Source organism: Campylobacter sp. RM16704, from assembly GCF_000816245.1.
GTDB lineage: Bacteria > Campylobacterota > Campylobacteria > Campylobacterales > Campylobacteraceae > Campylobacter_D.
Window position 1 is genome coordinate 741,260 of sequence record NZ_CP007769.1, and the last position, 25,026, is coordinate 766,285.

Genomic DNA, 25,026 nt, shown 5'->3' on the forward strand with positions numbered 1-25,026 from the left:
AAAGGTTGGTGAGTGGATGCTTTTTTAAATATTTTTTTAATAGCGGTGGCTTTTGCTGTAGTCTTAAATGTAATATTAAAGAAATTTGGAATTCCAACAATTATAGGCTATATAGCTACAGGATTATTTGTACGTGAATTTTATGGTTTTGGAACAAATGAAATAATCATACATGTGGCTGAATTTGGCATAGTTTTTTTGATGTTTACCATTGGACTTGAGTTTTCATTTAAACATCTTTTAGCTATGAAAAAAGAAGTATTTTTAAATGGAAGTCTACAAATGCTAACATGCGGTTTGGTTTGTACTTTATTGGTTACTTATATTTTGGGTGTAGCAAGTCATATTGCCATGATAGCAGGTTTTGCCCTAGCTTTATCTTCTACTGCTATTGTATTAAAAATTTTAAATGATAGTGGAGATATTAACGAAGAATATGGTAGAAAAGCCTTAGGAATTCTACTTTTTCAAGATATAGCTGTAATACCATTGTTATTAATGATTGATATTTTTAGTTCGCAAAATGCAGATATTTCTAAACTTTTATTTACCACTATAATTAGTGCTATTATTTTACTTGTTTTGCTTTATTTTATAGGAAAATATCTTTTTACTTATATTTTAAAATTTATCGTTAAAACTAATGCTAATGAAATTTTTATAGCAACTATACTTTTTACTGTTATTGGTGCAAGTTTTTTAGCACATACTTTTGGTTTTTCTTATTCCCTTGGAGCTTTTATTGCTGGAGCTTTGATTGCTGAAACTAAATATAAACACAAAATTGAAGCAGATTTAATTCCTTTTAGAGATCTACTTTTAGGTTTTTTCTTTATAAGTGTTGGTCTGCAAATTGACTTTCATATAGTATTTGAAAATTGGTTTTTGATTTTTGTATTTGTGGGTTTAATTTTGATTGTAAAATTCGTAGTTATTTATGGTCTTTTAAATCTTTATACAAGAAAAAGAGTAGCTTTAAAGACCGCTTTAAGTATTTCTCAAATTGGAGAATTTGCTTTAGCTGTATTTTCACTTATGCAAGTAAATTCACTTTTAGATGAAAAAACAGCACAAATTTTTATCATTGTTTCTATTATAACTATGGTTGCTACACCTTTTATTTTAAATAATCTTAGAAAGATAGCAAATGCTGCCGAAGGTGAGCAAAATGAAATGGCAAAATTTTATCTTTGTGATCAAAAAATGAAAGATCATTTTATCATCTTTGGCTATGCAAGATTAGGACAAGAGGTGGTTCAAAAAATTAAAAAGACTGGAATTCCATATTTAGTCTTGGAGAGTGATTTAAATTTGGTTGAACTTGGTCGTAGTAGAAATGAAAATGTATTTTTTGCAAATGTTGCACAAGTAGAAACTTTAAAAATAGCTAATATAGAGGAATGTTCAGTTGCCATTATTACCATAAATAATGAAGCTAAACTTGATATGCTTTATCAAATTCTTTCAAATTTAAAAAAACCTATACAGACAGTTTTAAAGATAAGTGGAACAGGGGCTAAAATTATTTTTCCACATACTGATAAATATTTACATATTATAGATGCAGAGGCTTCTATAGCTAGAAATTTAGTTCAAGAGGCTTTACAATGTAGAATTAACACGAGTGCAGCAGAATGAAAAATGAAGAAAAATTTTTAAGAGTGAAATATATAAGAGCTTTGGAAAAATTTGCAAATTCTGCTGTAAATGCTTTAAAAAGAGAAGATTTTAATATAATGCTTTTTAGGGAAAGAATGCAAAAAAATGCTAAAATTTTTGAAAAATTGCAAGCTGTTTTTTTAGATTCTACTTATACTAAAGCCCTAGAAAATTTTGTTAATGAGTGCTTAGATGAAAGGTTAGATCAAAAAACATTAATATTAAGGGCTAATGCTTTATATAAATTAAAAAATAAACAAAGCTATAAAAAAAATATGCGCCAAATTAATTTTAAGGATGAATATTGATAAATATAATTTTTGATATGGATGGAACTTTAATAGATAGTGCCAATGCTATTGTATGTGCAGTAAATGAAATAAGAGCTGATTTAAATTTAGAGCCTTTAAAAAGAGATTTTATTTTAAATACTATAAATACTCCAGGACAAAACTATGCTAAAATTTTTTATGGTGTTGATACTTATTCACATACTAGTTTTAAAGAAGGTTATGAGAAGTATTTTATTAAGCATTATGATCAAAGTGTAATGCTTTTTGATGGTGTGCTTGATGTTTTGAAATTTTGTAAAAAAAATAATTGTTATCTAGCTATAGCGACTAATGCACCTCAAGAAAGCTTAGTGCCTATTTTAAAAAAACAAAACATTCTTTCGTATTTTGATAAAATACTAGGTGTTAGTTATGGTATAGAGGCTAAGCCTGATCCTATGATGTTAAGATTAATCACAGATGAAGCAAAATATGAAAAAAGTATTTTTATAGGTGACAGTTTAAAAGATAGACTTTGTGCTAAAAATGCTAAGATGGATTATATACATGTTTCTTGGCATAAAGAAATCAAAGATTTAGATGAAGCTAATGATAAAACTACTTTAATAGAAAAAATTCAAACTTACATAAAAGGTTAAAATATGGATATTTTTGATGAAATGTTTTCAAAAAGCCCTAAAGAAAAATTTATTGAAACAATAAAATATGCAAATTTAAGTGCATTAGAAAACGTAATGGAAAAATTACTAGCTGATCATATTACTATGATAGAGCTTTTAGAAAAAAATAATTTGAATGAAACCGATGTAGCACAATTTCAAATGGAAAATTCGCTCTTGATAGATGATAGAAAAAATGATTTTTATATAGGCTTAAGTGCTGAAATTCTAGGACATGAGGGTTAGTTTTGCGTTTATTTTTATTTTTATTTTTGATATTTAATTTTTTAAAGGCCGAAGTATTTTTTGATTATACTTATAAATTTACCTTAAGTAAAGATGAAAAAGCAAGTGTAAAAATAAAAGAAATTGACTATCCTGATGAGATTTATTATTTTGACTTTTCATGGACTTTATTCGATCAAACTAATATCATCGTTCATTCAAGATATAAAAAATATCCTAGGCAATTTGTTATGTCTTTAAGAAGAAATTTAAATTGGGTAGATCAAACTTTAGTACCTAACTATAAAAATCCTCATATAGATAGAGCAAGATTAATACTTGAATTTAGTGATTTTAAAAAAGGTGAAGCTATTTTTACCGTTTATATAGAAGATAGAGATAAAAGATTAGAAGTAGAATTTTTAGACCCTAGAAAAGCTACTCTTAACCAAAACTAAAGTAAAATTTAATAAAATATAATTATAAGAAAACAAGGAAAGCATAGTGCAAAAAATTGATCAGTATATGCATGAATTTTTATCTGAATTAAATTATAAACCTATTTTAACAATGAGTTCAAAACTTCAAGGTGGTAAAAAGCTACGCTCAAAACTGCTATTAAAAATAGCAGGTAAAAGTGATATTAGCTATAAAATTTGTGCCATTATAGAGTTAATTCATGCTGCAAGCTTATTACACGATGATGTGATTGATGAAGCAAAATTAAGAAGAGGGGCACAATCTATCAATGCCGAATTTGGTGCAAAAAATGCTATTATGTTGGGAGATATTTTATATTCAAAAGCATTTTATGAGCTTTCTTTGATAGATTTAAAATTAGCAAAAATTATTTCAAATGCAGTAGTAATGCTTTCTGTAGGTGAATTAATGGATGTAAATTTAAGTACGACTTTTAATACTGATAAAAATGCTTATTTAAAAATGATATATAATAAAACCGCAGTTTTGATTGAAGCAAGTGCAAAATGTGGAGCTATACTTGCAAATTTAAACGAAGATGATTTTGCAAATTATGGTAAAAATTTAGGTTTAGCTTTTCAAATAGTAGATGATCTCTTAGATATAAAAAGTGATGAACAAACTTTAGGTAAACCTGCTATGAATGATTTTAAAGAAGGTAAAACTACACTTGCTTATATATATTTATATGAAAAATTAAATATTCAAGAAAAAGAAAAACTAAAAAATTATCACAAAAAAGAACTGAATATAAATGAAATTAATTGGATTAAAAGCAAAATGGAAGAATATAAAATTTTTGAACAAATTAATATGGATTTAAATATTTATACAAATGAAGCCTTAAATGCTATTTTAAAGTATAAAATGGAAGACTTAGAAGATATTGTCAAAAGCATGATAGAAAGGGAGTTTTAATGCATTATTATTGTATTAGCTTCACACATAAAAATACAGATATTGCTACTAGGGAAAAACTTTCTTTTTCCAATGAAGATAAAAAACGAGAATTACTAAAACTCATTCATTCTAATAATAAAATTTTAGAAAGTTTAATACTTAGCACATGTAATAGAGTAGAAATTTTTCTTTTTACTGGAGAACTTGATAAGATTAATGAACATATTATAAATACTCTTTGCATACTTTGTGGGGTTGATAAAACTGAATTAAGTACCAAAGCTGATTTTTATGAAGATAGTGGAGCAATTCACCATCTTTTTTCTGTAGCAAGTTCTTTAGATAGTTTAGTTATAGGTGAAACTCAGATAGCTGGACAATTAAAAGATGCTTATAAATTTTCTTTACAAGAGCAAAAATGTGGAGTTCATATTACTCGTGCAATACATTATGCTTTTAAATGTGCAGCTAAAGTTAGAAATCAAACTGATATTTCCAAAAACCCTATTTCAGTTGCTTCTGTGGCAGTTGCAAAAGCCAAAGAGCTTTTAAATTTAGAAAATAAACTTGTTGTGGTTGTTGGTGCGGGAGAAATGAGCGAGTTAGCCTGTAAACATCTTTTAAATGCAAAAGCTAAAGTTTTAATTTTAAATAGGGATATACAAAACGCAAAGAAACTTTGCGAAGGATTGGGTGAAAATGTGAGTTATGAAAGCGTAGCATGCTTAAAAGATACGTTAAATAAATATGAGGTATTTTTTAGTGCTACTAATGCCCCACATGCCATCATAACAAATGATTTATTGGAAGAAAAAGAATATAAAAGATATTTTTTTGATATAGCAGTTCCTAGAGATATTGATATAAAAGCAAATGAAAAAAATATTGTTTATGCAGTAGATGACTTAGAAGAAGTGGTAAGAAAAAATTTAACACTAAGAGAGCATCAAGCTCAAATTGCTTATTCAATAGTAGGGACTATGACAAACGATTTTTTTCAGCATTTAAGTAAATTAGCAACTTTACCTTTGGTCAAACAATTACGTTTGCAAGCTGATAAAATTGCTAAAGAGCAGCTACAAAAGGCTATTGAAAAAGGTTATTTAAAACACTCAAACCACGAAGAAGCTAGAAAACTTATAAAACAAGTGATGAATGCATTTTTACATCATCCTAGTGTAAATTTAAAAAAATTAAGTGGAACTATGCAAAATGATTCTGTTGTAAATGCTATGCGTTATGTATTTGATTTAAAAAATGAAAATATGGAAGGTTTAAACCTTTATAAGTGCGAATTTAATTTGGAGAATAATCATGAAATTTAGTAAATTTTATGCCATAAGTACAAAAGAAAATCCAAAAGATGCCACATTACCAAGTCATGTTTTTTTAGTTAAAGGTGCTTTTGTTGAGCAAATTGGTAGTGGATTGTATAATTTTTTGCCTTTAGGAAAACGTGTTTTAGATAAAATCAAAAATATTATTAAAGAAGAAATGGATCAAGCAGGGGCTTTAGAAGTAAATCTAAGCTTTAATACTCCAGCTGAACTTTGGAAAGAAAGCGGGAGGTTTAATATTTTTGGCAAGGAACTTTTGCGTTTTAAAGACAGAAAAGAAAATGATTTTGTTTTAGGGCCAACGCATGAAGAAGCTATGGTGGCTTTGATAAGAAATAAAATTACTTCCTATAAGCAATTACCATTGCATTTATATCAAATAGGACTTAAATTTAGAGATGAAGCTAGACCTAGATTTGGGCTTTTAAGATGTAGAGAATTTGTAATGAAAGATGGTTATAGTTTTCATGTAAATGAAGAGGATTTAGATAGAGAATTTAATTTAATGTATAAAACTTATAGCAAAATTCTTAAAAGATTAGGATTTGAATTTAGGGCTGTTGAAGCTGATAGTGGGGCTATTGGTGGTAGTGGTTCAAAAGAATTTATGGTTTTGGCTAAAAATGGTGAAGATGATATATTACTATGTGAGCATTGTGATTATGCTGCAAATATTGAAGCAGCAAAAAGAGCTAAAAAAATTTGTAAAGATGAAAGACCGGAAGCTGATTTTGCAACACAATTTTATACCCCAAATATAAAAACTATTGATGAATTAGCAGATTTTTTTAAAATCAATCCTTATTATACTATTAAAGCTATTGCTAAAAAAGCTATTTATGAAAATGAAGAAAAAATTGTGGTATTTTTTGTGCGTGGCGATGATGAATTACAAGAAGTTAAAGCATTAAATGCAGCAAATGCATTAGAGTTAGTCGATGCAAGCGAGGAAGAATTAGAAAAAGTAGGTTTAATATCAGGATTTATCGGCTTTGTAGGATTAAATAATGTGGATTTTTACATAGATTATGAGCTTGAAAATGAAACAAATATGATTATTGGATCTAATAAAAAAGATTATCATTTAGTTGGAATCAATGTAGTAAATTTAAATAAAGAACGCTTTAAAGATTTATGTGCGGTTAAAGAGGGTGATCTTTGTCCAAAATGTCAGCACAAGCTTAAACAAAGCAAAGGAATAGAAGTAGGGCATATTTTCAAACTTGGAAACAAATACTCAAAAGCAATGAATGCAAGTTATTTAGATGAAAATGGCAAAACTCAATTTTTCACTATGGGTTGCTATGGTATGGGCGTGAGCCGTTTGGTAGCTGTTGCTATAGAAGCAAGTCATGATGAAAAAGGTTGTATTTGGAATAAAACTCTAGCTCCTTTTGTTTTAGATATTATTGTTTCTAATATAAAAGATCCAAAAGCTATGGAGTTTGCTGAGCAAATTTATACTCATTTTAAAGATAAAGAGGTTTTATTTGATGATAGAAATGAGCGTTTTGGAATTAAAATAAATGATTTTGAACTTATGGGCTTTCCTTATGCTTTAGTTATAGGTAAGGGTTTGGAAAATAATGAAGTAGAGTTAATTCATAGAAATACCTTAGAAAAACAAGTTTTAAAAACCCAAGAAGTAATTTCACACTTAGAGAAAATTCTATGATAGCAAGAGTAAATATAAGTGCATTTTTGATTTTAGAATTAATTGTTAGTATTTTATTTATAGCCTTTTTTGGTTTTTTAAATTTTTTTATGATAGTTTTTGCAAGTATGTTCTTAGGTGCTGTTTTTTTAGCTAAAACATGGACAAATCTTATTACTATGCAAAATACCAATACTAATTTATTTGGTATGATTAAATTATTTTCTTTAACTATAGTAGGGATTTTACTCTTAATACCAGGAATTTTAAGTACACTTTTAGGGATTTTACTTTTATTTTTTATGATGGCACTAAAACTTTTTACAAAACAAAAAAGAAAATATTATCATCAAACAAATAATGAAGAAATTATAGATGTAGAAATCATACAGGAGCATAAAAAATGCAATTAATTATCGCAACAAGAAAAAGCCAACTTGCATTATGGCAAAGTGAACATATAAAAAATAAACTATTACAAACACATTCTGGATTAGAAATTTCATTAGAGGGTTTTAAAACTAAAGGCGATGTTTTACTTGATTCACCTTTAGCTAAAATAGGTGGAAAAGGACTTTTCACAAAAGAGCTTGAAGAAAGTATGTTAAGAGGTAATTCGCATTTAGCTGTGCATAGCTTAAAAGATGTACCTAGTTTTTTTCCAAAAGGTTTGGTTTTGGCTGCTATTTCAAAAAGAGAAGTGGTAAATGATGCTTTTTTAAGTGAATATTATGAAAGCTTAAATGCCCTTCCAAAGGGAGCAAGGGTTGGTACCACAAGTCTTAGAAGAAAAATGCAACTTTTAATATTAAGACCTGATTTGAATATTATTTCGTTAAGAGGTAACATTAATTCGCGTTTGGAAAAATTAAAAGCTAAAGAATTTGATGCTATCATTTTAGCTCTAGCTGGTATTAAACGCTTAGGCTTAGATAAAGAAATAAAATATATTAAAGCTTTTGAACTTGATGAAATGATACCAGCTGCTTCTCAAGGTGCTTTAGGTATAGAAAGTATAAATAATAATCAAATTTTAAAATATTTAGAATGCTTAAACGATGAAAATGCTTTTATAGAGACAAGCATAGAAAGAGATTTTATTAAAACTTTAGAAGGTGGTTGTCAAGTACCTATAGGTATTAACGCAAAAATCATTGATGAAAAAATAGAAATTCGTGCCATAGTAGGCTTGCCTGATGCAAGTAAAATTTTAAAAGAAAAAAGAGTGATTGATAAGCAAGATTACATAAATGCAGGCGAGTTTTTAGCTAATCAAATGATAGCAAAAGGTGCAAAAGAAATTTTAAAAGAAGCAGAGAGTATGATATAAATGCAAAAATTCATAGATCTTTTAGAAAAAAATAATTTATTAAAAATCATCAATGAACCTGTTGATGTTGATCTTGAAATGGCACATTTAGCTTATATAGAAGTTAAAAAAGAAGACTCTAAAGCCTTGCTTTTTACTAATGCGGTAAAAAATGGTAAAAAATATGATTATCCTGTACTTTTAAATACTTTTTGCAATGAAAAGGCTTTAAATTTGGCATTTGGAAGAGATTATGAGGATGTAGCTAAAGAAATTAGTTCTTTACTTAAAATGCATATACCACAAAGCTTTGGAGCAAAATTAAATTTTTTCAAAACCTTGCTTGATTTAAAAAATATTCCACCAAAACGCATTAAAAAAGATGGAGAATTTGGCTATAAAAGTTTAAATTCTTTATATGAAATGCCTATTTTAAAAACTTGGGAAAAAGATGTCGCACCTTTTATTACTATGGGGCAAGTTTATACTCAAAGTTTAGATGGTAAGCAAAATAATCTTGGTATGTATCGTTTGCAAGTAATTGATGAAAAAACCTTACTTATGCATTGGCAAATTCATAAAGATGCAAGCCATTTTTTCCATGAGTATAAAAAAGCAAATCAAAAAATGCCAGTAAGTATTGCCATAGGTGGAGATCCTTTATATATTTGGTGTGCTCAAGCACCTTTACCAAAAGGAATTTTTGAACTTTTACTTTATGGTTTTATCAAGAAAAAACCTGCTATCTTAGCAAAATGCAAAAGCAATCATCTTTATGTGCCTTATGATAGTGATTTTGTAATTGAGGGCTTTGTAAATCCAAATGAATTCGCACCAGAGGGTCCTTTTGGAGATCATACGGGTTTTTACACTCCAGTTGAACTTTGTCCTATCTTAAAAGTAGAGAAAATCTTTGCTAAAAAAAATGCGATTTATCAAGCTACAGTCGTAGGAAAGCCACCTTTAGAAGATAAATACATGGGGCTTGGTACAGAAAGAGTTTTTTTACCTTTACTTCAAACTAATGCTCCTGATTTGTTAGATTATAGTATGCCTGAAAATGGGGTTTTTCATAATTTAATCTTAGCTAAAATAGAAGCAAAATACCCAGCTCATGCAAAACAAGTAATGCATACTTTTTGGGGTGCAGGGCAAATGAGTTTTGTAAAACATGCTATTTTTGTTGATGAAAACGCACCTTGTTTGCAAGATTATAACAAACTCATACCTTATGTACTCAACCGCTTTGATGAAAAAAAATTGCTTATTAGCGAAGGAATATGTGATCAACTCGATCATGCTTCAAGTACTTATTGTTATGGTGGTAAAGCAGGGCTTGATGCGTGTGGAGATGAGAAAAAAGTCGAACTTGAAATTCTAAGCGATGAGGCTTTATTTTCGCTTTTCAAAGAAAAAGAACAAAGTATTTTAAATTTAAAGCAATTTTATACTCAAACTTTTGCTCCAATTTGCGTAATTTTAATTAATAAAAAAGAAAAAATTACTCAAATTTTTGAAAAACTACAAGCTTATAAAAAACATTTTAGAATTTTAGTTTTCTTAGATACAGATGCTATTTTGGAAAATCCTTATATGTTAATTTGGCGTGTGGTAAATAATATCGATGCAAAAAGAGATATATTTATCAAAAAAGACTGCCTTGCAATTGATGCGACAAATAAAGGATTATTAGAAGATTATCATAAAGAATGGCCTTTAATGACAAATTGTTCTAAAGAAGTTATAGATAGACTTATTGCAAGAAATTTACTTACAAATGATGAAAAATTATTCAAAAAGTTTGAAATTTTTTAATTTTTAACTTTTTGAGAACATTTTTTGCTTATAAAAATCAAATATTTAAAATAAAAATATTAAGTTTTTTTAAATTGTGTCGATAGTGTGTTTAAAAGTCTTTTAAAAAGGAGTTTAAAATGGACATAAATAATATTCACAGAGATAATAATAACTTAACTCATTTTAATAATATAAAGAATATTGAGAAGGTTTCTCTTGAAAATAAACAACAAGTTAATTTAAATGAACAAGAGGAAAATTTAAATGAAAAATTAAAAAACGCAACTGAAAAACTTAATATGCAAATGGAAACATTAGGAACAAATGTGCGTTTTGCATTTAATGATAAGATCAACGAAATGTATGTAAATGTAACAGAAAAAGATACTGGTAAACTCATACGTAAAATTCCTAGTGAAGAAGTTATGAAACTAATAGAGCATTTTAAAGGTGTTATTGGAACTATTTTTGATAAGGAGAGTTGAATATGGCGGTAGGTAGTTTAGGAAGCTTAGGTATAGGCTCAGGAGTTTTAACAAGTGATACATTAAATAAACTTAAAGAAGCAGAGATGAATGCGAATTTAAAATTTTATAATTCGCAGCTTGAAACTAATGGTTTAAGACAAAAAGATTTAGCAGAACTTGAAGCTAAACTTCTTGCTTTTCAAACTGCTGTAAATAGTCTTGGTGATGCAACGCAATTTAATCAAAAAAAAGTTTCTCCTAGTGTTAGTGGTGATAGTGCCGCTGCAAGTTTAACAGTAGGCTCTTTATCCGGTATTACTAGTATGAAAGTAATAGTTGACCAGCTTGCACAAAAAGATGTTTATCAAAGCAATGGTTTTACGGATAAAACTTCCTCTGTATTGCAAAAATTAGGCTTAAGTGGTACTAAATCTTTTACAATTACTCAAGATGGAAAAGAATATAAAATAGATTTAGATCAAAGTACTACTGTTACCCAACTTGCAGAAAAAATAAATACAGCAACAGGTGGTAAAGTAGAAGCTAAAATAGTCAATACTGGAGATAGGGAAAATCCTTATCGTTTAGTAATACAAAGTAAAGATACAGGAACACAAAATAATATTTCTTTTTCAGGTGATGAAGACCTTTTAGAAGGTATGGGTTGGAAACTTGATAAAAATAGTGTTAGTGCTGGTGGATTGTTTGGTTTTAGAGAGAGTGGAAATTCAGATAAAACACAAATTAAAGGTAATGTAAATGTTACAAATACTTCTGATAGGCTTTTAAATACAGGTGAAAAAACTTCTTTAACTTTTGTGGTTAAAAATGGTGATAGCTATGATAAGTACACAATAGATATTGATGATACTACAACTTATGATGATTTGAAAAATGCAATCAATTCAAAAACAAATGGTAAGGTTAAACTTGAGTTTGATCCTTCTACAAACCAACCTTCATTTAAAACAACTAATGGTGCTGAGCTTGGAATTTTTGATGGTGGTTATGCGGTAGATGAAAATGGCAATATTGATAAAGCAAACTACATAAGAGATCCAAAAGCAACTAACTTATTAAGTTCTAAATTTGGAATCACATTAGATACTAGTATTCCACAAGGTTATAATGTTGAATCAAATAATGAAAATCATATACAAAAAGGTTTAGATGCTATTTTTAGTGTTGACGGTGTTAAAATGACTAGACCAACCAACATTATAAAAGATATAGCTCCTGATGTTACTTTAGAGCTTAAGCAAAAAGGTGAGATTAGTTTTAATGTTACGCAAGATACAGAAGCTATTTCTAAATCATTGGAAAATTTAGCAACTGCTTATAATGATTTAATGTTAAACATCACTGCAGCTACAAAATATGATCCAGAAGCTGGCACAAAAGGAAATTTTGTAGGTGTAAGTTCTATTTATAATATAAAATCAGAAATCAATAATATTTTACTTAAAACTATTACAGTAGATGGAACAATTATAGTTGGAGATAGTGAAACTTCAGAAGGAACTAAAATTTCATCTAAAGTTAGTTTATCTTTGGCTGATTATGGTTTGACTATTTCAAATGGAACTATGACTTTTGATTCAGCTAAATTTAATACAAAATTTAACGAAGATCCTGAGATGGCAGAAAGATTTTTTGTGGGTAGTAATGGTTTTGAAGACATTAATTTAGCAGGAGAAAAAGTTACTAGTTTTGGAAGTGATAATTTAAGTTTTAGTGGCAAGAATTTTAAAATAATATACAACGATCAGACTATTGATTTAAGTAAAACTAAAAATGGAGATGATTTTGTTCTAACTGGATCTACAAATACAGAGAGGGCACAAAATTTAGTTAATCATATCAATAGTTTTGGTATAGAAGGGTTAGAAGCTAGTTATGAAATTATTAATCAAGGAACACCTAGTGAAAGTATTCAACTAAAAATTAAAGGTACTTCTGGAAGTGATCTGGAAATTCAAGGAGATGAAAATTTCTTGAAAAATAATTTTGGCTTAACTCCTAAAACTGTATACTCAAATTGGAGAGAAGAAACAGGGACTTTTGGGATATTAAAAAATAATATGAGAGAAATGATGAGCTCTGAAGGTTCTTTTGGTGGTTATAAATCTTCTTTAAATAAGGAATCAAAAAATTTAAATGACACCATAGAAAATACCAAAAAGTCAATTAATGTAAAATATGACACAATGTGGTCAACTTGGGCTGCTTATGATAGTATAATTGCTAAATTAAATAATCAAGCAAGCGTTATTGCTAATATGATTAATGCAGCTAATAATCAAAATTCTTAAAAGGAAAGGAATTTTTAGATGTTAAACAATGCAGTTTATAATGCATATTCACAAAACCAAGTAGGTGTAGAATCTCAAGAAAAGCTCATAGAAATGCTATATGGTGGTATTTTACGCTTTGGAAGTAGAATTAAAGTAGCTATACAAAATGGCAATATAGAAGAGAGAGTGTATTATGTAAAAAGAGCAAGTGCTATTTTTATTGAGCTTATAAATTGTCTTGATTATGAAAAAGGTGGTGAAGTTGCACATTATTTAAGTGGATTATATACTAGAGAATTACAGCTTCTTTCTTTGGCAAATATAGAAAATAACGAAGCTAGAGTTGATGAAGTAATCAATGTTGTAAAAGGTTTATTAGAAGCTTGGAGGGAAGTCCACCAAAAATGAGTGAAAAAAAATGGATAGATGAATTTAAATTAGCTGTTTATACTGAAGATGTAGAAGCAATAACTAAACTTATTGAAAGATCTGATTTTAAAGATTGCCCTAATGAGGCTTTAGCACTTACAAATGAAGCAATCGTTCTTATGAAAAAAAAACAAGATGAAATTGCAATCAATTTGCAAAAACTTAAGAAAGCTTCTGCTTATATGAAGTAAAACATGGCGATAAGCCGAGTTCTGTCAAGAGTGATCATTTATCTAGACTTGTTTTTACAAACAAGTTCAAGCGAAGGGTTATATATAAGACTAAAACCATCCCTTCTTGCTGCAGATTGGGTTTACATAGCTAACTTTGTTACCAAAGCTACTGGTAGGCTCTTACTCTACCGTTTCACCTTTTCCATATAAAACATATGGTAGTTTTCTTTCTGTTGCACTTTCCCTTAGGTTTCCCTAGCCATCCATTAGATGGAATCTTTGTCTTATTGCAGCTCGGACTTTCCTCTTCTAAAAGAAGCGATCACTTACCATGTTTAAGATAATTTTATCCAAAAAAAAATATTTATGCTAGGGTAAAAATTAAATTAAGTGAGATTTTTAATTTATTTTCATTTTTTTCAAGCTTCATTTTATTTACCATAATATTTTTATTAAGTTCTTGAAGCAAAATCATTAGTGATTGAAAATCTCCAATAAAATTTAAATTTAATTCATAATAAGTAAAATATTTATCCTTGTAGTGTTGTGTTTGAATTTGAATTGATTTTGCTTTTATTGATGCTAATTTTTTTTCTATATGATTTAATAAGTCTTGATAATCTTGATTTATTTCTTTGAAGCTATTAAAGTCAAATTCTAATGAATTATTATTTTCATATTGATAAGATGGAAGATTATTATATGTTTTTATTTGTGTTTGTAAAGAATGTAGTTTATTATTTAAAAATATCTCTTTATTTTCAAAAAAACTAAAAGTACTATAATAAACCATAAAAAAACCAAAAATAAAACTTAAAATCAAAGCCAATTTATATTCTCTAGATGTTAAATTTGATAGAATTTCTTCTGAAAAATCAAATATTTTTTTCAAAATATAAATTAATTTTCTCATTATTTATTTCTTTATTTTTTAATATAAAACCATATTTTTTAAAATCATTATAAAAATTATAATCCCTAGTAAGCTCTATATTGAAAATATTTTCTTTAAAATATAGACTTTCTATTGTGCTTTTATGAACATTTAAAACCTTAATAAAATTATAAAAGTCTTTATAACAAAGTGTATTTTTATAAAATTCATACAAAAGTTGATTTTTTTCTTTATTTTTGTTTTGAATATCAATAATATTTTGTTTTTGTATAGAATATTCTAGTGTATTTTTTTCTTCAATTAATACTTTTTCGTAATTTTCGATTTTTTTTTCTATTGTAAGATTATGTATATGTAAATATAAAGGGTAAATTAAAGCCAATAAAATACCAAAAACGAAACTACATATAATTTTAAAACTTAATGATTTATAAAATAACTTTTTTTCTTTAGATGCAAAATTAATACTAAAGTCTGTATTTGAATTTAGTAAGTCATAATATAATTTTTCACTATCAATTTTTTTAAAAGAACTTATATTTTTGACATCATTTATACTTATAATATTTCTATAATCACTTTTTATTTTTTGTTCATAGTTTATGTTGTAAATGTTAATAGGTAAAGTTTTACAATTTAGAAATTGTTGTCCTAAATATTCTATTAAAACTATATACTTATCTTTAAAAATCAAAATTAGATTTTTATCTATATCTTGATTAAAATAAGCCTCAAAAAGTAGAGGTTCTGGAATTAAAGTATTATAATCATTATAATCTAAAATATTTTCATATTTAGTTAAAAAAACATATGTTTGGTGTTTGTTGTAAAAATAAGCTAACTTATAAGAAAAATCATCTTTAAGACCAAGCTCTTCAAAACTTTTTTTTAGAATTTCATCTTCACTGATGGGATTTGCAAATTTTATATATAAAAGTTTTTCATAAGCTAGAAAATCTTTTTTGATATTTTTTTTACTCATCATAAAGATTTTTTTTAAGATTTTGTTCATTTTTGTGCCAATTTTTTTCAAGTTGAACAAATAATTTTAGCATTACCTTTTTTTGTGCTAATTTTTCTATTTTTATTCTAGCTTCTTTACCTATACGCTTAATTGTAGCTCCATCTTTACCTAGTATCATTCCTTTGTGAGAATTACTATCTGTAATGATGATAGCGTTAATATAATAAATTTGCTCTAGTTCTTCGATTTTTTCTATTTTTACTTCAGTGCTATAAGGAATTTCATCACTTAAATTTTCATATATAGATTCTAAGATAAAATCTCTATAAATATCCTTTTCATTTGTAGTAGTAATAAACTCAGGATCAAAATAATAAGGATGATTAGGTAAATACTTAATCATCTCATCTAAGAGAATTTTTTTATAAAATTTTTGCTTAGCAGAATAGGGGATAATAGCACTAAAATATGAGCTAAACCGAGAATATTCACTTAATTTCTTAAGCAAAACTTCTTTTTTTACTAAATCAACCTTATTAATCAATACAATATGTGGGACTTTAGGATTTAAACTTAAAAAATTTTCATAATCATTAATATCATCATAAATACTAGCTACAAATAAAATTACATCACAATCTGCAATGCTTTTAATCGCCAAATCTATCATAAGCTGATTCATAGCTTTAGAACTTGTATGCAATCCAGGAGTATCTATAAATATGAGTTGATGGTTTTCATGCATTACGATGGCATTGATCTTTCTTCTTGTAGCATTTTGTTTATGTGAAACCATAGCTACTTTTTCTTCCAATAAAGAATTTAGGATAGAACTTTTTCCTGCATTAGTTCTACCTACTATGCTTATAAAGCCACTTTTCACAAAATATACCTAGCTAAGTCTTTATTTTCTATAATATCTCCAAGTTTAACTTGAACTTTAAAATCATCTATCTTATAAATTTTTCCAGCATATTCATCTGCTTCAAAGCTTATATCTTCTAGTAATTTTTCCACTACTGTATGTAAGCGTCTAGCACCAATGTCTTGCATTTCTTGATTAGCTTTGCTTGCTATTTTTGCAATCTCTCTAATAGCCTCATCTTCAAAAACAAGTTCAACATTTTCAGTTTTTAAAAGCTCAATATACTGTGTTAGTAATGAATTTTTTGGTCTTGTTAAAATAGCATATAAAGCATCTTCATCTAGCGAATCAAGCTCAACTCTTAAAGGAAAACGCCCTTGAAGTTCAGGGATTAAATCACTTGGCTTACTTAGATGAAAAGCACCTGCAGCGATAAATAAAATATGATCGGTTTTTAAAGGTCCAAATTTAGTTTGTATAGTACTACCTTCAACTATAGGAAGCAAATCTCTTTGCACCCCTTCTTTACTTGGATCTTGGCGGTTTGAATTTGAACCTGAAACTGCCACTTTATCTATCTCATCAATAAAAATAATCCCTTCATTTTCCGCCCTTCTTAAAGCCTCACCTTTAATGCTTTCCATATCAAGAATTTTTTCACTAGCTTCTTGTGCTAGGGCTATTCTCGCATCTTTAACTTTCATTTCTTTTTTAATTTTTTTATTTCCTACACCAATGACTTTTACTATGTCTTGCATAGCACCCATTTCAGGTGGTAAATTTGGATTAGTATCAAATACACTTTGTGAAATTTCAACTTCTATCATGCTATCATCTAAATCACCAGCTTTTAATTTCACGCGCATTTTTTCTAAAGAATTTTGATATTCTTCTTGTTTTTCTTCACTAATTCCTTTTGGTAAAGGTGGTAAAAGTTTTTCTAAAATTTTATTTTCTATGAATTCATTGATTTTTTCTTCATTTTTTTCTTTTTCTTCATTCTTGACTAAATTTAAAGCAGCGTTAGCTAAATCTCTAACCATACTTTCTACATCACGCCCAACAAAACCAACTTCAGTATATTTACTTGCTTCAACTTTTACAAAAGGAAGTCCCATTAATTTAGCAAGTCTCCTTGCAATTTCAGTTTTACCAACACCAGTTGAGCCTATCATTAAAATATTTTTAGGCATGATATCATCTTGAAGTTCAGGAGAAAGTTGTATTCTTCTATAACGATTTCTTAAAGCAATTGCTATGATTTTTTTGGCATTTTTTTGTCCAATTACATAATCATCTAAAAATTTTACAATTTCTTTTGGGGTTAAATTCATTTATCATCCTCAATTACATAAGTTTTAATATTTGTATTAGTATAAATGCAAATCTCACCAGCTATTTGCAAGCTTTCTTTAACTAATTCTTCTTCATCCAAACTAGAGTGTTTAGCTAAAGCTCTTGCAGCAGAAAGTGCATAATTTCCACCACTACCAATAGCAGCTATAGCACCATCTTCAGGTTCAACTACATCTCCAGTTCCAGAAAGTAAAAATATATGATTTCTATCAAGCACAAGCATCATAGCTTCTAATTTTCTTAAATATTTATCTTTTCTCCACTCTTTTGAAAAATCAATAGCAGCTTTTAGTAAATCACCCTTAGAACTAGAAAGTAAATTTTCAAACATATCAAAAAGATTAAAAGCATCAGCGGTGCTTCCAGCAAAACCCGCTAATACTTTTCCATTATTTAGTTTTCTTATTTTAACCGCATTGTTTTTTAAAACAGTATTGCCAAAACTTACTTGACCATCTCCACCAATTACAGACTTATTTTTGCCTTTATAAGCTAAAATTGTAGTTGCGTGAAACATTATTCTCCTTTAACTTCTAGCTTAAATACAGCATGAATTGCATGACCTAATTTAGCTGAAATTTCATGCATGCCAAGCTCTTTAATAGTATCGCATTCTAGACTTTTTTTATCAAGTTCTATATTTTTTTGATCTTTTAGTGCATGTGCTATTTCATCTTTAGTAACTCCACCAAACAAACTCCCATTAGCTCCAACAGGTTTAGTTATACAAATAGTGATTTTGGATAATTCTTCTTTTAGTTTTTCTAAATTTGCAAGTTCAAATCTCAAATTTTCTGCTTTTTTCTTTTGTTCTGCTTCATATTGTTTTAATACTTCATGTGTGGCAACTTTTGCAAAACCTTTAGTAATTAAAAAATTTTGCCCATAGCCATCTTTAACCTCTTTTACTTCTCCTGCTTTTCCTAAACTTTTAACATCTTTAATTAACAATACTTTCATTGTTTTCCTTTTTTAAAATTTTCTTCCATTTTTACCTGCGATGATAAATCTTAAAGCGTTTAATCTTATAAAACCTGTCGCATCTTTTTGATCATACACAACATCTTCTTCAAAAGTACAATAAGCCTCGCTAAATAAACTATCATTTGCACTTTCTCTGCCTATTACCATTACATTGCCTTTATATAATTCAAGCTTAACTTTACCATTTACATATTTTTGCGACTCATCAATTAAGGCTTGAAGCATTAATCTTTCAGGTGAAAACCAATAGCCATTATAAATCAAACTTGCATATTTTGGCATTAATTCATCTTTTAAATGTGCTGCTTCTCTATCTAGTGTGATGCTTTCTATAGCACGGTGTGCTTTTAAAAGTATGCTTCCACCTGGGGTTTCATAACAACCTCTACTTTTCATACCCACATAGCGGTTTTCAACAATATCAAGACGACCTATACCATGTTTTGCACCAAGCTCATTAAGCTTTGCCAAAAGCTGTGCAGGAGACATTTTTTCTCCATTAATAGCACACAAATCGCCTTTACTAAACTCAAGTTCTATTACTTCACTTTCACTTGGAGTTTCTTTTAAATCTTTTACCCAACGCCACATATCTGCTTCAGGTTTAGCCGCAGGATCTTCAAGCACTAAACCCTCATAAGAAATATGCAATAAATTTGCATCCATAGAATAAGGTGATTTACCTGGTTTTTTGGCTATATCAATACCATGTTTTTGTGCATAAGCTAAGAGTTTTTCACGGCTGTTTAAATCCCATTCTCTCCAAGGAGCAATGATGGCTAAATTTGGATTTAGTGCTAGTGCACCCAATTCAAAACGCACTTGATCATTTCCTTTACCGGTTGCCCCATGGCTAATAGCGTCTGCTTTTGTTTTATTTGCTATTTCTACTAAAGCTTTTGTTATTAAAGGTCTTGCAATGCTTGTACCTAGCAAATACTCTCCCTCATAAATCGCATTTGCTCTAAACATAGGAAATACATAATCTTTTACAAATTCATCTTTTAAATCTTGAATAAAAATATTTTCTTCTTTTACACTCAAAGAAAGTGCTTTTTTTCTAGCAGGTTCAAGCTCTTCACCTTGCCCAATATCTGCTGTAAAAGTTACCACTTCACATTTGTATTCATCTTGTAACCATTTTAAAATTATACTTGTGTCAAGTCCACCAGAATATGCCAAAACCACTTTTTTGATATCTTTTTTCATTGTTTTCCCTCTTTGTAAAAAATGATTGTAAAATTTAACGAATTTAGCTTAATATAATGTAAAATATTTAAACATTTTATAACATTTTCTTATATTTTTTGATAAAATATTTTTATGAGAATAGATAAATTTTTAAATGTAGTTAATATTACTAAGCGCCGTGCAATTTCGGAAGATATGTGCAAAAATGGCGTAATAAGTGTAAATAATCAAGTGGTAAAAGCTAGTAAAGAAGTAAAAGTTGGTGATGAAATAAGTATCAAATTTATAGAATACACTAGCATTTATAAAGTTTTAGATATACCGACTTCTAAAAGCATTCCAAAAGCTATGCAAGAAAAATATGTGGTAAAAATTCAATGAAAGAATTAATTCTAGCTCAAGATGAGCTTAATAAGCTTTGTGAAATTTTACCCAAAAATGGGGTTATTTTACTTCAAGGGGATTTAGCTAGTGGTAAAACCACTTTAGTACAAAATTACGCTCAATTTCTTGGAGTAGTAAAGATGCTTAATTCTCCTACATTTTCTATCATGCAAGAATATAATTTTCATCAAGGTAAAATATATCATTATGATATTTATCAAGAAGGTTTTGATGGGCTTTTAAAAAATGGCTTGATTGAAAATTTTTTTGAAGATGGTTTGCATTTAGTAGAATGGGGTGATGATAAATTAAAAAAATACTTAGATAAATATCAAATTTTTAATATAATTTTGCAAATTATTCCTTATGAAAATAAAAGAAAGTACATTGTATATGAGTAAATTAGAAGTTAAAAATTTAGAAAAAATCATTAAAAAAACAAAAATTATACATGATATTTCATTAGAAGTTCAAAGTGGTGAAGTTGTAGGGCTTTTAGGACCAAATGGAGCAGGAAAAACAACAAGTTTTTATATGATATGCGGACTTATTTTACCAACTAATGGACAAGTTTTTCTAGATTCACAAGATATTACAAAAGAACCACTCAATAAAAGAGCAAAACTTGGCATTGGGTATTTACCTCAAGAAAGTAGTGTATTTAAAGATTTAAGTGTTGAAGAAAATTTACTTTTAGCTGCTCAAATAATATATACAGATAAAAAAAAAATAGAGCAAAAAATTGAGCAAATGTTAGAATTATTGAGTATAGAACCTATTAGACATAGAAAAGGTATGAGTTTAAGTGGGGGTGAAAGAAGAAGGTGTGAAATTGCAAGATCGTTGATATGTAATCCTAAATTTTTACTCCTAGATGAACCTTTTGCTGGTGTTGATCCTATAGCTGTGAAAGAAATTCAAAATTTAATTAAAGACTTAAAAGCTATGAATATAGGTGTTTTAATTACCGATCATAATGTAAGAGAAACTCTAGCAATTTGTGATAAAGCTTATGTGATTAGAAGCGGAAGGTTGTTAGCTAGTGGTAATGCTAAAGAAATAGCATATAATGAAGATGTAAAAAAATACTATCTTGGAAGTGAGTTTAGACTTGAATAATGCTTAAACAAAAAACCTCTATAACGCAAAAACCAAAACTATCACAAACGTTAAGATCATGGCTTCCTATACTACAGGCTAATATTGAAGATTTAAAAGAAAGATTAGACGAATTTGCAAAAGAAAATCCTTTTATAGAAATAAAAGAAAATTCAAGTATTGCTAATACTCAAAATAAATACTATCAAGAATATTTTAGTAAAAACACTACTACACAAATGATTGATGCAAAAAGTTTTGAAGTAAAAAATGTTTATAATATTTTAAGTGAGCAAATCATACCACCATTTTTTCCTACTAAAAAATCCCAAACAATTGCAGAAAAAATCATAGAATGCTTAAATCATGAGGGATATTTTGAATATGATGAAGAAATTCTAGGCGAATTTGATCCTTTGGAAGTTGAAAAAATAAGGCAGAGATTTAAGTATCTTGATCCTATTGGAGTAGGAGCAAAAGATCAACAAGAAGCTTTTATTTTTGCTTTGGAACATTTTGACTTAGAAGATGAACTTTATGAATTTTGTAAGACACTTATTTTAAATTTAGAAAATGCTAAAGATTTTATTAAAGATCCATTATATAAAAAGGCTATAGCTATAATTAAAAAAATTTCCATTCCGCCGTTTTTGGAGTATTTTGAAGAAAGCATGGAAATCATTCCTGATATTTTTATTTACCATGAAAATGGAGAAATTAAAATTAAAATTAATGATGATTATTATCCTGAAATTGCATTTGAATCAGATGGATTAGAGCATGAATTTTTAAATGCATATTTAAAAGATGCTAAAAATTTAATTGATGCCCTAGCTATGCGTAAAGCAACTCTTTATAAAATAGGACTTATGATAGTAGAATATCAATATGATTTTTTTATAGGAGGAGATATTAAACCTATGCAGCTTAAAGATTTAGCACAAGATCTTGAAAGAAATGCTTCCACTATTTCAAGGGCAATTGCAAACAAATATTTAAGTTGTGATAGAGGTTTAATACCTTTAAAATCTTTCTTTACTACTGCAGTTGATGATGGCGAAACTTCTAATGCAACAATCAAAGATTTTCTTAGTAATTTAATTAAAAAAGAAAACCCTAAAAAACCTTTGAGTGATTTAAAAATTCTAGAACTAACCCAAAAAGAATTCCCAAGTGTGCAACTAGGACGTAGAACCATCACTAAATATCGCATGCAACTTGGCATAGGAAGTTCAAGTGAGCGTAAAAAATTATATGAACTAATGTAGGAAAATATGAATATAGAAATAATTTTTGAAAAAACTATAAAACAAAATGTGCGTTTAATAGCTGCTAGTAAGTATGTTCAAGATGGACAAATTCGAAAGCTTTTTAAGCAAGGTGTTGTGGAATTTGGAGAAAATCAAGTTCAAGCTTTAGCTTTAAAAAAAGAAAAACTTCAAGATATACAAGAAATCAAATGGCATTTTATAGGTAATCTCCAAAGTAATAAAATCAATCTTTTAATCAAACAAAACCCTATACTTTGGCAATCTTGCAATGGCTTAAAAATAGCCAAAGCAGTAAATAAAAGACTTGATTATAAACTTGATACTTTACTAGAAATTAACACTGCTAATGAAAGTTCTAAAAGTGGCATAGAACAAAACAAAGCTATAGAAGAGTATTTACAAATACAAGAAGAATGTAAAAATTTAAACTTGGTAGGAATTATGTGTATTGGTTCTATGGATAAAGAAAAAACTAAAGAAAGCTTTGAGCAAAGCTTTAAAATTTATGACAATTTACAAAAACACGGGGCAAAAATTTGCTCCATGGGTATGAGTGGAGATTTTGAACTTGCTATAAAATGTGGCTCAAATATGGTGCGTTTAGGGAGTATTTTATTTAAATAAACCCCATTTGCTTAGCTTTTTCTATCATAAAATCTGCACCATTTTCACTTTTCAATCCTCGTAAAGCTAAAGATTTTGATTCTAGTGAAAAATTTTCTACTAAGTTCAAAAATTTCTGTTTTTCTTCTTGACTTAAAATCTCACACAAATTACGCTCTTTTAAATACAAAGCATTAAAATACTGATGATTTTTAGCTGCATAAGGATAAGGTATAAAAATACAAGGAAGGTAATTTGCGCTAAGCTCAAAAAGACTACTAGCACCTGATCTTGATATAGCTAAATCTGCTTTAGAAATTTTGTCTATAATGTTTTTATCAAAATCAAAAAGTTCTACTTTTATATTTAAATCCCCATAAGCTTTTTTACATCTTTCATAATCATTCTTACCACATTGATGAATAATATTAATGCCTTTTTCTTTGAAATATAAAGCATTTTCCAAAGCAAGATCGTTAATAAATTTAGCTCCTTGTGAGCCACCTAAAAAAATAATATTTTTTAATTCTTTTCGAACTCTTGCTTTTTGAGAAAAAATCTCGCTAATAGGATAAGGACAAAAGAAGGTGTTTGTTTTGTCAATTTGATCATCAAAAGCAGTAAAAAAAGCCTTAGAAAAAGGTTTTAAAAGAGAATTTAAACTCCCCATTTTGGAGTTTTGCTCATGAATTAAAAGAGGGATATTTGCCATTAAAGCAGCAAAAGCACTAGGAGCACTGCTATATCCTCCCACGCTAAAAACTGCTTTAATTTTATGCTCTTTTAAAATTTGCTTTGTTTTTTTTGCAAGTTTTAAAATGTGAAAAAGTGACTGAAATTTAGACAAGCCTTTTTTATTGACAACACCTTGAGAGCTTAAAAAATATTTTTTATAAAAACCATCTTCATTTTCAAACCAAAGCCTATCTTGACCATTTTCACTTCCTATATAAATACAATCTATGCCTTGTTTTTTTGCACTTTGCAATAGACATCTAGCTATAGCCAAATGCCCTCCCGTGCCTCCACCTGTAATTGCTATCATTTATCCTCTTTATTTAGTTTTTCTTCTAAAACAGCAAGCCTTGTTTCTAATTTAGCTATTTTTTCTTCATAATCAATCTTGCCATGTTCTTTAATATAAGCAGGTATGCCAATAGCTGTTAAATTTGATCCAACATCTTTTAGCACAACTGCATTTGAACCTATTTTGGCATTTTTACCTATAGTAATATTGCCTAAAATTTTAGCACCAGAGCCTATTATCACTCCATCTTCTATAGTAGGGTGTCTTTTGGTCTTTTTATCTAAATTCGTTCCACCTAAAGTAACGCCTTGATAAATCAAAACATCATTACCTATAACAGAAGTTTCACCAATCACAACTCCATAAGCATGATCTATAAATATCCTTCTACCTAAACTTGCACCTGGGTGTAAATCAACTCCGGTAAAAAATTGAGAAATTCCACTAATAATCCTTGCAATTTTTATAAAACCTTTTTTGTAAAAAAAATGTGCAAAACGATAATTTACAACAGCCCAAACTCCAGGATAATTAAAAGCTAATTCTAGGCAAGATCTATATGCAGGATCTTTTTGTTTTGGCATAGAAAAATCTTCTTTAAGAATACAAAAAAATCCCATATTTTCACCTTTTTATAATATCTGAAAAATAATTTTACCAAAAAAAATATAAATAATTTTACACTATATTTAAGTGTTTTTTAATAATGGGG

Annotated in this window: 29 protein-coding genes and 1 other RNA gene; 20 read left to right on the plus strand and 10 right to left on the minus strand. The window is 28.2% G+C overall.

Translation table 11 applies throughout. The features are described 5' to 3' along the window. Positions 1 to 12: 12 nt before the first annotated feature. The 15 genes from CAQ16704_RS03825 (at position 13) to CAQ16704_RS03895 (ending at position 13,694) form a co-directional block, all read left to right on the plus strand. The gene (locus CAQ16704_RS03825; RefSeq protein ID WP_039666948.1) at positions 13 to 1,638 is read left to right on the plus strand and encodes a glutathione-regulated potassium-efflux system protein KefB; all 1,626 of its coding nucleotides are present in this window, start codon (positions 13 to 15) and stop codon (positions 1,636 to 1,638) included. After that, a complete protein-coding gene (locus CAQ16704_RS03830; protein WP_039666949.1) occupies positions 1,635 to 1,967 on the plus strand; it encodes a hypothetical protein in 333 nt (110 codons plus the stop codon). The genes CAQ16704_RS03825 and CAQ16704_RS03830 overlap by 4 nt, the downstream gene beginning before the upstream one ends. Then, positions 1,964 to 2,590: an HAD family hydrolase gene (locus CAQ16704_RS03835; protein ID WP_039666950.1), complete on the plus strand. Its 627-nt coding sequence runs from the start codon at positions 1,964 to 1,966 to the stop codon at positions 2,588 to 2,590. Before CAQ16704_RS03830 ends, CAQ16704_RS03835 begins: the two co-directional genes overlap by 4 nt. Before the next feature lie 3 nt (positions 2,591 to 2,593). Next, a complete protein-coding gene (locus tag CAQ16704_RS03840) occupies positions 2,594 to 2,857 on the plus strand; it encodes a DUF2018 family protein (RefSeq protein ID WP_039666951.1) in 264 nt (87 codons plus the stop codon). Positions 2,858 to 2,859: 2 nt separating this feature from the next. Then, complete coding sequence (locus CAQ16704_RS03845) at positions 2,860 to 3,294, plus strand: hypothetical protein (protein WP_052244993.1); 435 nt, start codon at positions 2,860 to 2,862, stop codon at positions 3,292 to 3,294. Between the two features lie 46 nt (positions 3,295 to 3,340). Then, positions 3,341 to 4,234 (plus strand): polyprenyl synthetase family protein, encoded by an 894-nt coding sequence (locus tag CAQ16704_RS03850; protein WP_039666952.1) that lies wholly within the window; start codon positions 3,341 to 3,343, stop codon positions 4,232 to 4,234. After that, positions 4,234 to 5,541 (plus strand): glutamyl-tRNA reductase, encoded by a 1,308-nt coding sequence (gene hemA, locus CAQ16704_RS03855; RefSeq protein ID WP_039666953.1) that lies wholly within the window; start codon positions 4,234 to 4,236, stop codon positions 5,539 to 5,541. The genes CAQ16704_RS03850 and hemA overlap by 1 nt, the downstream gene beginning before the upstream one ends. Beyond that, the gene (locus CAQ16704_RS03860; RefSeq protein WP_148308473.1) at positions 5,528 to 7,228 is read left to right on the plus strand and encodes a proline--tRNA ligase; all 1,701 of its coding nucleotides are present in this window, start codon (positions 5,528 to 5,530) and stop codon (positions 7,226 to 7,228) included. The genes hemA and CAQ16704_RS03860 overlap by 14 nt, the downstream gene beginning before the upstream one ends. After that, entirely contained in the window at positions 7,225 to 7,620 is a 396-nt protein-coding gene (locus CAQ16704_RS03865; protein WP_039666955.1) for an FxsA family protein, read from the plus strand. Before CAQ16704_RS03860 ends, CAQ16704_RS03865 begins: the two co-directional genes overlap by 4 nt. Further along, on the plus strand, positions 7,611 to 8,537 hold the full coding sequence (gene hemC / locus CAQ16704_RS03870) for a hydroxymethylbilane synthase (protein WP_039666956.1): 927 nt from the start codon (positions 7,611 to 7,613) through the stop codon (positions 8,535 to 8,537). The genes CAQ16704_RS03865 and hemC overlap by 10 nt, the downstream gene beginning before the upstream one ends. Further along, complete coding sequence (locus tag CAQ16704_RS03875) at positions 8,538 to 10,331, plus strand: menaquinone biosynthesis decarboxylase (protein ID WP_039666957.1); 1,794 nt, start codon at positions 8,538 to 8,540, stop codon at positions 10,329 to 10,331. It begins immediately after the preceding gene. 119 nt (positions 10,332 to 10,450) lie between these two features. After that, positions 10,451 to 10,798, plus strand: a complete 348-nt coding sequence (locus tag CAQ16704_RS03880) for a flagellar protein FlaG (RefSeq protein ID WP_039666958.1) — start codon at positions 10,451 to 10,453, stop codon at positions 10,796 to 10,798. A 2-nt stretch (positions 10,799 to 10,800) separates the two neighbouring features. Beyond that, the gene (gene fliD, locus CAQ16704_RS03885) at positions 10,801 to 13,092 is read left to right on the plus strand and encodes a flagellar filament capping protein FliD (RefSeq protein ID WP_039666959.1); all 2,292 of its coding nucleotides are present in this window, start codon (positions 10,801 to 10,803) and stop codon (positions 13,090 to 13,092) included. Between the two features lie 18 nt (positions 13,093 to 13,110). After that, positions 13,111 to 13,482: a flagellar export chaperone FliS gene (gene fliS / locus CAQ16704_RS03890; protein WP_039666960.1), complete on the plus strand. Its 372-nt coding sequence runs from the start codon at positions 13,111 to 13,113 to the stop codon at positions 13,480 to 13,482. Continuing rightward, positions 13,479 to 13,694, plus strand: coding sequence for a hypothetical protein (locus tag CAQ16704_RS03895; protein WP_039666961.1), 216 nt, complete (start codon positions 13,479 to 13,481; stop codon positions 13,692 to 13,694). Before fliS ends, CAQ16704_RS03895 begins: the two co-directional genes overlap by 4 nt. Here the strand turns inward: CAQ16704_RS03895 and rnpB are convergent. The 8 genes from rnpB to CAQ16704_RS03930 form a co-directional block, all read right to left on the minus strand. Beyond that, an RNA gene (gene rnpB, locus CAQ16704_RS08055) (RNase P RNA component class A) lies at positions 13,689 to 14,014 on the minus strand. The genes CAQ16704_RS03895 and rnpB overlap by 6 nt on opposite strands. A 26-nt stretch (positions 14,015 to 14,040) precedes the next feature. After that, positions 14,041 to 14,589 carry a hypothetical protein gene (locus CAQ16704_RS03900; protein ID WP_039666962.1) on the minus strand — a complete coding sequence of 183 codons (549 nt, stop codon included), beginning with the start codon at positions 14,587 to 14,589 and terminating at the stop codon, positions 14,041 to 14,043. Beyond that, positions 14,552 to 15,583 (minus strand): hypothetical protein, encoded by a 1,032-nt coding sequence (locus CAQ16704_RS03905; RefSeq protein WP_148308474.1) that lies wholly within the window; start codon positions 15,581 to 15,583, stop codon positions 14,552 to 14,554. Before CAQ16704_RS03905 ends, CAQ16704_RS03900 begins: the two co-directional genes overlap by 38 nt. Continuing rightward, positions 15,546 to 16,418, minus strand: coding sequence for a GTPase Era (gene era / locus CAQ16704_RS03910; RefSeq protein WP_039666964.1), 873 nt, complete (start codon positions 16,416 to 16,418; stop codon positions 15,546 to 15,548). Before era ends, CAQ16704_RS03905 begins: the two co-directional genes overlap by 38 nt. Further along, a complete protein-coding gene (gene hslU / locus CAQ16704_RS03915) occupies positions 16,415 to 17,734 on the minus strand; it encodes an ATP-dependent protease ATPase subunit HslU (protein ID WP_039666965.1) in 1,320 nt (439 codons plus the stop codon). Before hslU ends, era begins: the two co-directional genes overlap by 4 nt. After that, complete coding sequence (gene hslV / locus CAQ16704_RS03920) at positions 17,731 to 18,273, minus strand: ATP-dependent protease subunit HslV (protein WP_039666966.1); 543 nt, start codon at positions 18,271 to 18,273, stop codon at positions 17,731 to 17,733. The genes hslU and hslV overlap by 4 nt, the downstream gene beginning before the upstream one ends. Continuing rightward, positions 18,273 to 18,716 (minus strand): 50S ribosomal protein L9, encoded by a 444-nt coding sequence (gene rplI / locus CAQ16704_RS03925; RefSeq protein ID WP_039666967.1) that lies wholly within the window; start codon positions 18,714 to 18,716, stop codon positions 18,273 to 18,275. Before rplI ends, hslV begins: the two co-directional genes overlap by 1 nt. A 12-nt stretch (positions 18,717 to 18,728) precedes the next feature. Continuing rightward, a complete protein-coding gene (locus CAQ16704_RS03930) occupies positions 18,729 to 19,949 on the minus strand; it encodes an argininosuccinate synthase (protein ID WP_039666968.1) in 1,221 nt (406 codons plus the stop codon). 114 nt (positions 19,950 to 20,063) lie between these two features. Between CAQ16704_RS03930 and CAQ16704_RS03935 the strand changes: the two genes are divergently transcribed. From CAQ16704_RS03935 to CAQ16704_RS03955, 5 genes are read left to right on the plus strand one after another with little or no spacing between them, the layout of a single operon-like run. After that, positions 20,064 to 20,312 (plus strand): RNA-binding S4 domain-containing protein, encoded by a 249-nt coding sequence (locus CAQ16704_RS03935; RefSeq protein WP_039666969.1) that lies wholly within the window; start codon positions 20,064 to 20,066, stop codon positions 20,310 to 20,312. Beyond that, positions 20,309 to 20,716 (plus strand): tRNA (adenosine(37)-N6)-threonylcarbamoyltransferase complex ATPase subunit type 1 TsaE, encoded by a 408-nt coding sequence (gene tsaE / locus CAQ16704_RS03940; RefSeq protein WP_039666970.1) that lies wholly within the window; start codon positions 20,309 to 20,311, stop codon positions 20,714 to 20,716. Before CAQ16704_RS03935 ends, tsaE begins: the two co-directional genes overlap by 4 nt. Further along, a complete protein-coding gene (lptB, locus tag CAQ16704_RS03945; protein WP_039667722.1) occupies positions 20,709 to 21,434 on the plus strand; it encodes an LPS export ABC transporter ATP-binding protein in 726 nt (241 codons plus the stop codon). The genes tsaE and lptB overlap by 8 nt, the downstream gene beginning before the upstream one ends. Next, positions 21,434 to 22,681, plus strand: a complete 1,248-nt coding sequence (locus CAQ16704_RS03950) for an RNA polymerase factor sigma-54 (RefSeq protein WP_039666971.1) — start codon at positions 21,434 to 21,436, stop codon at positions 22,679 to 22,681. Before lptB ends, CAQ16704_RS03950 begins: the two co-directional genes overlap by 1 nt. Positions 22,682 to 22,687: 6 nt before the next feature. Then, positions 22,688 to 23,308 carry a YggS family pyridoxal phosphate-dependent enzyme gene (locus tag CAQ16704_RS03955; protein WP_039666972.1) on the plus strand — a complete coding sequence of 207 codons (621 nt, stop codon included), beginning with the start codon at positions 22,688 to 22,690 and terminating at the stop codon, positions 23,306 to 23,308. Here the strand turns inward: CAQ16704_RS03955 and murG are convergent. Continuing rightward, entirely contained in the window at positions 23,301 to 24,332 is a 1,032-nt protein-coding gene (murG, locus tag CAQ16704_RS03960; protein ID WP_039666973.1) for an undecaprenyldiphospho-muramoylpentapeptide beta-N-acetylglucosaminyltransferase, read from the minus strand. The two genes, CAQ16704_RS03955 and murG, sit on opposite strands and share 8 nt — an antisense overlap. Then, positions 24,329 to 24,934 carry a serine O-acetyltransferase gene (gene cysE / locus CAQ16704_RS03965; RefSeq protein WP_039666974.1) on the minus strand — a complete coding sequence of 202 codons (606 nt, stop codon included), beginning with the start codon at positions 24,932 to 24,934 and terminating at the stop codon, positions 24,329 to 24,331. The genes murG and cysE overlap by 4 nt, the downstream gene beginning before the upstream one ends. Positions 24,935 to 25,026: the final 92 nt, after the last annotated feature.

What these genes read in the sequence shown, in the direction of transcription:
- CAQ16704_RS03830 (WP_039666949.1), top strand. Translation starts at nt 1,635, where the DNA reads ATGAAAAATGAAGAAAAATTTTTAAGAGTGAAATATATAAGAGCTTTG.
- CAQ16704_RS03840 (WP_039666951.1), top strand. Translation starts at nt 2,594, where the DNA reads ATGGATATTTTTGATGAAATGTTTTCAAAAAGCCCTAAAGAAAAATTT.
- hemA (WP_039666953.1), top strand. Translation starts at nt 4,234, where the DNA reads ATGCATTATTATTGTATTAGCTTCACACATAAAAATACAGATATTGCT.
- CAQ16704_RS03865 (WP_039666955.1), top strand. Translation starts at nt 7,225, where the DNA reads ATGATAGCAAGAGTAAATATAAGTGCATTTTTGATTTTAGAATTAATT.
- hemC (WP_039666956.1), top strand. Translation starts at nt 7,611, where the DNA reads ATGCAATTAATTATCGCAACAAGAAAAAGCCAACTTGCATTATGGCAA.
- CAQ16704_RS03875 (WP_039666957.1), top strand. Translation starts at nt 8,538, where the DNA reads ATGCAAAAATTCATAGATCTTTTAGAAAAAAATAATTTATTAAAAATC.
- CAQ16704_RS03880 (WP_039666958.1), top strand. Translation starts at nt 10,451, where the DNA reads ATGGACATAAATAATATTCACAGAGATAATAATAACTTAACTCATTTT.
- fliD (WP_039666959.1), top strand. Translation starts at nt 10,801, where the DNA reads ATGGCGGTAGGTAGTTTAGGAAGCTTAGGTATAGGCTCAGGAGTTTTA.
- fliS (WP_039666960.1), top strand. Translation starts at nt 13,111, where the DNA reads ATGTTAAACAATGCAGTTTATAATGCATATTCACAAAACCAAGTAGGT.
- CAQ16704_RS03895 (WP_039666961.1), top strand. Translation starts at nt 13,479, where the DNA reads ATGAGTGAAAAAAAATGGATAGATGAATTTAAATTAGCTGTTTATACT.
- CAQ16704_RS03900 (WP_039666962.1), bottom strand. Translation starts at nt 14,589, where the DNA reads ATGAGAAAATTAATTTATATTTTGAAAAAAATATTTGATTTTTCAGAA.
- CAQ16704_RS03905 (WP_148308474.1), bottom strand. Translation starts at nt 15,583, where the DNA reads ATGAACAAAATCTTAAAAAAAATCTTTATGATGAGTAAAAAAAATATC.
- hslU (WP_039666965.1), bottom strand. Translation starts at nt 17,734, where the DNA reads ATGAATTTAACCCCAAAAGAAATTGTAAAATTTTTAGATGATTATGTA.
- hslV (WP_039666966.1), bottom strand. Translation starts at nt 18,273, where the DNA reads ATGTTTCACGCAACTACAATTTTAGCTTATAAAGGCAAAAATAAGTCT.
- rplI (WP_039666967.1), bottom strand. Translation starts at nt 18,716, where the DNA reads ATGAAAGTATTGTTAATTAAAGATGTTAAAAGTTTAGGAAAAGCAGGA.
- CAQ16704_RS03930 (WP_039666968.1), bottom strand. Translation starts at nt 19,949, where the DNA reads ATGAAAAAAGATATCAAAAAAGTGGTTTTGGCATATTCTGGTGGACTT.
- CAQ16704_RS03935 (WP_039666969.1), top strand. Translation starts at nt 20,064, where the DNA reads ATGAGAATAGATAAATTTTTAAATGTAGTTAATATTACTAAGCGCCGT.
- tsaE (WP_039666970.1), top strand. Translation starts at nt 20,309, where the DNA reads ATGAAAGAATTAATTCTAGCTCAAGATGAGCTTAATAAGCTTTGTGAA.
- lptB (WP_039667722.1), top strand. Translation starts at nt 20,709, where the DNA reads ATGAGTAAATTAGAAGTTAAAAATTTAGAAAAAATCATTAAAAAAACA.
- CAQ16704_RS03950 (WP_039666971.1), top strand. Translation starts at nt 21,434, where the DNA reads ATGCTTAAACAAAAAACCTCTATAACGCAAAAACCAAAACTATCACAA.
- CAQ16704_RS03955 (WP_039666972.1), top strand. Translation starts at nt 22,688, where the DNA reads ATGAATATAGAAATAATTTTTGAAAAAACTATAAAACAAAATGTGCGT.
- murG (WP_039666973.1), bottom strand. Translation starts at nt 24,332, where the DNA reads ATGATAGCAATTACAGGTGGAGGCACGGGAGGGCATTTGGCTATAGCT.
- cysE (WP_039666974.1), bottom strand. Translation starts at nt 24,934, where the DNA reads ATGGGATTTTTTTGTATTCTTAAAGAAGATTTTTCTATGCCAAAACAA.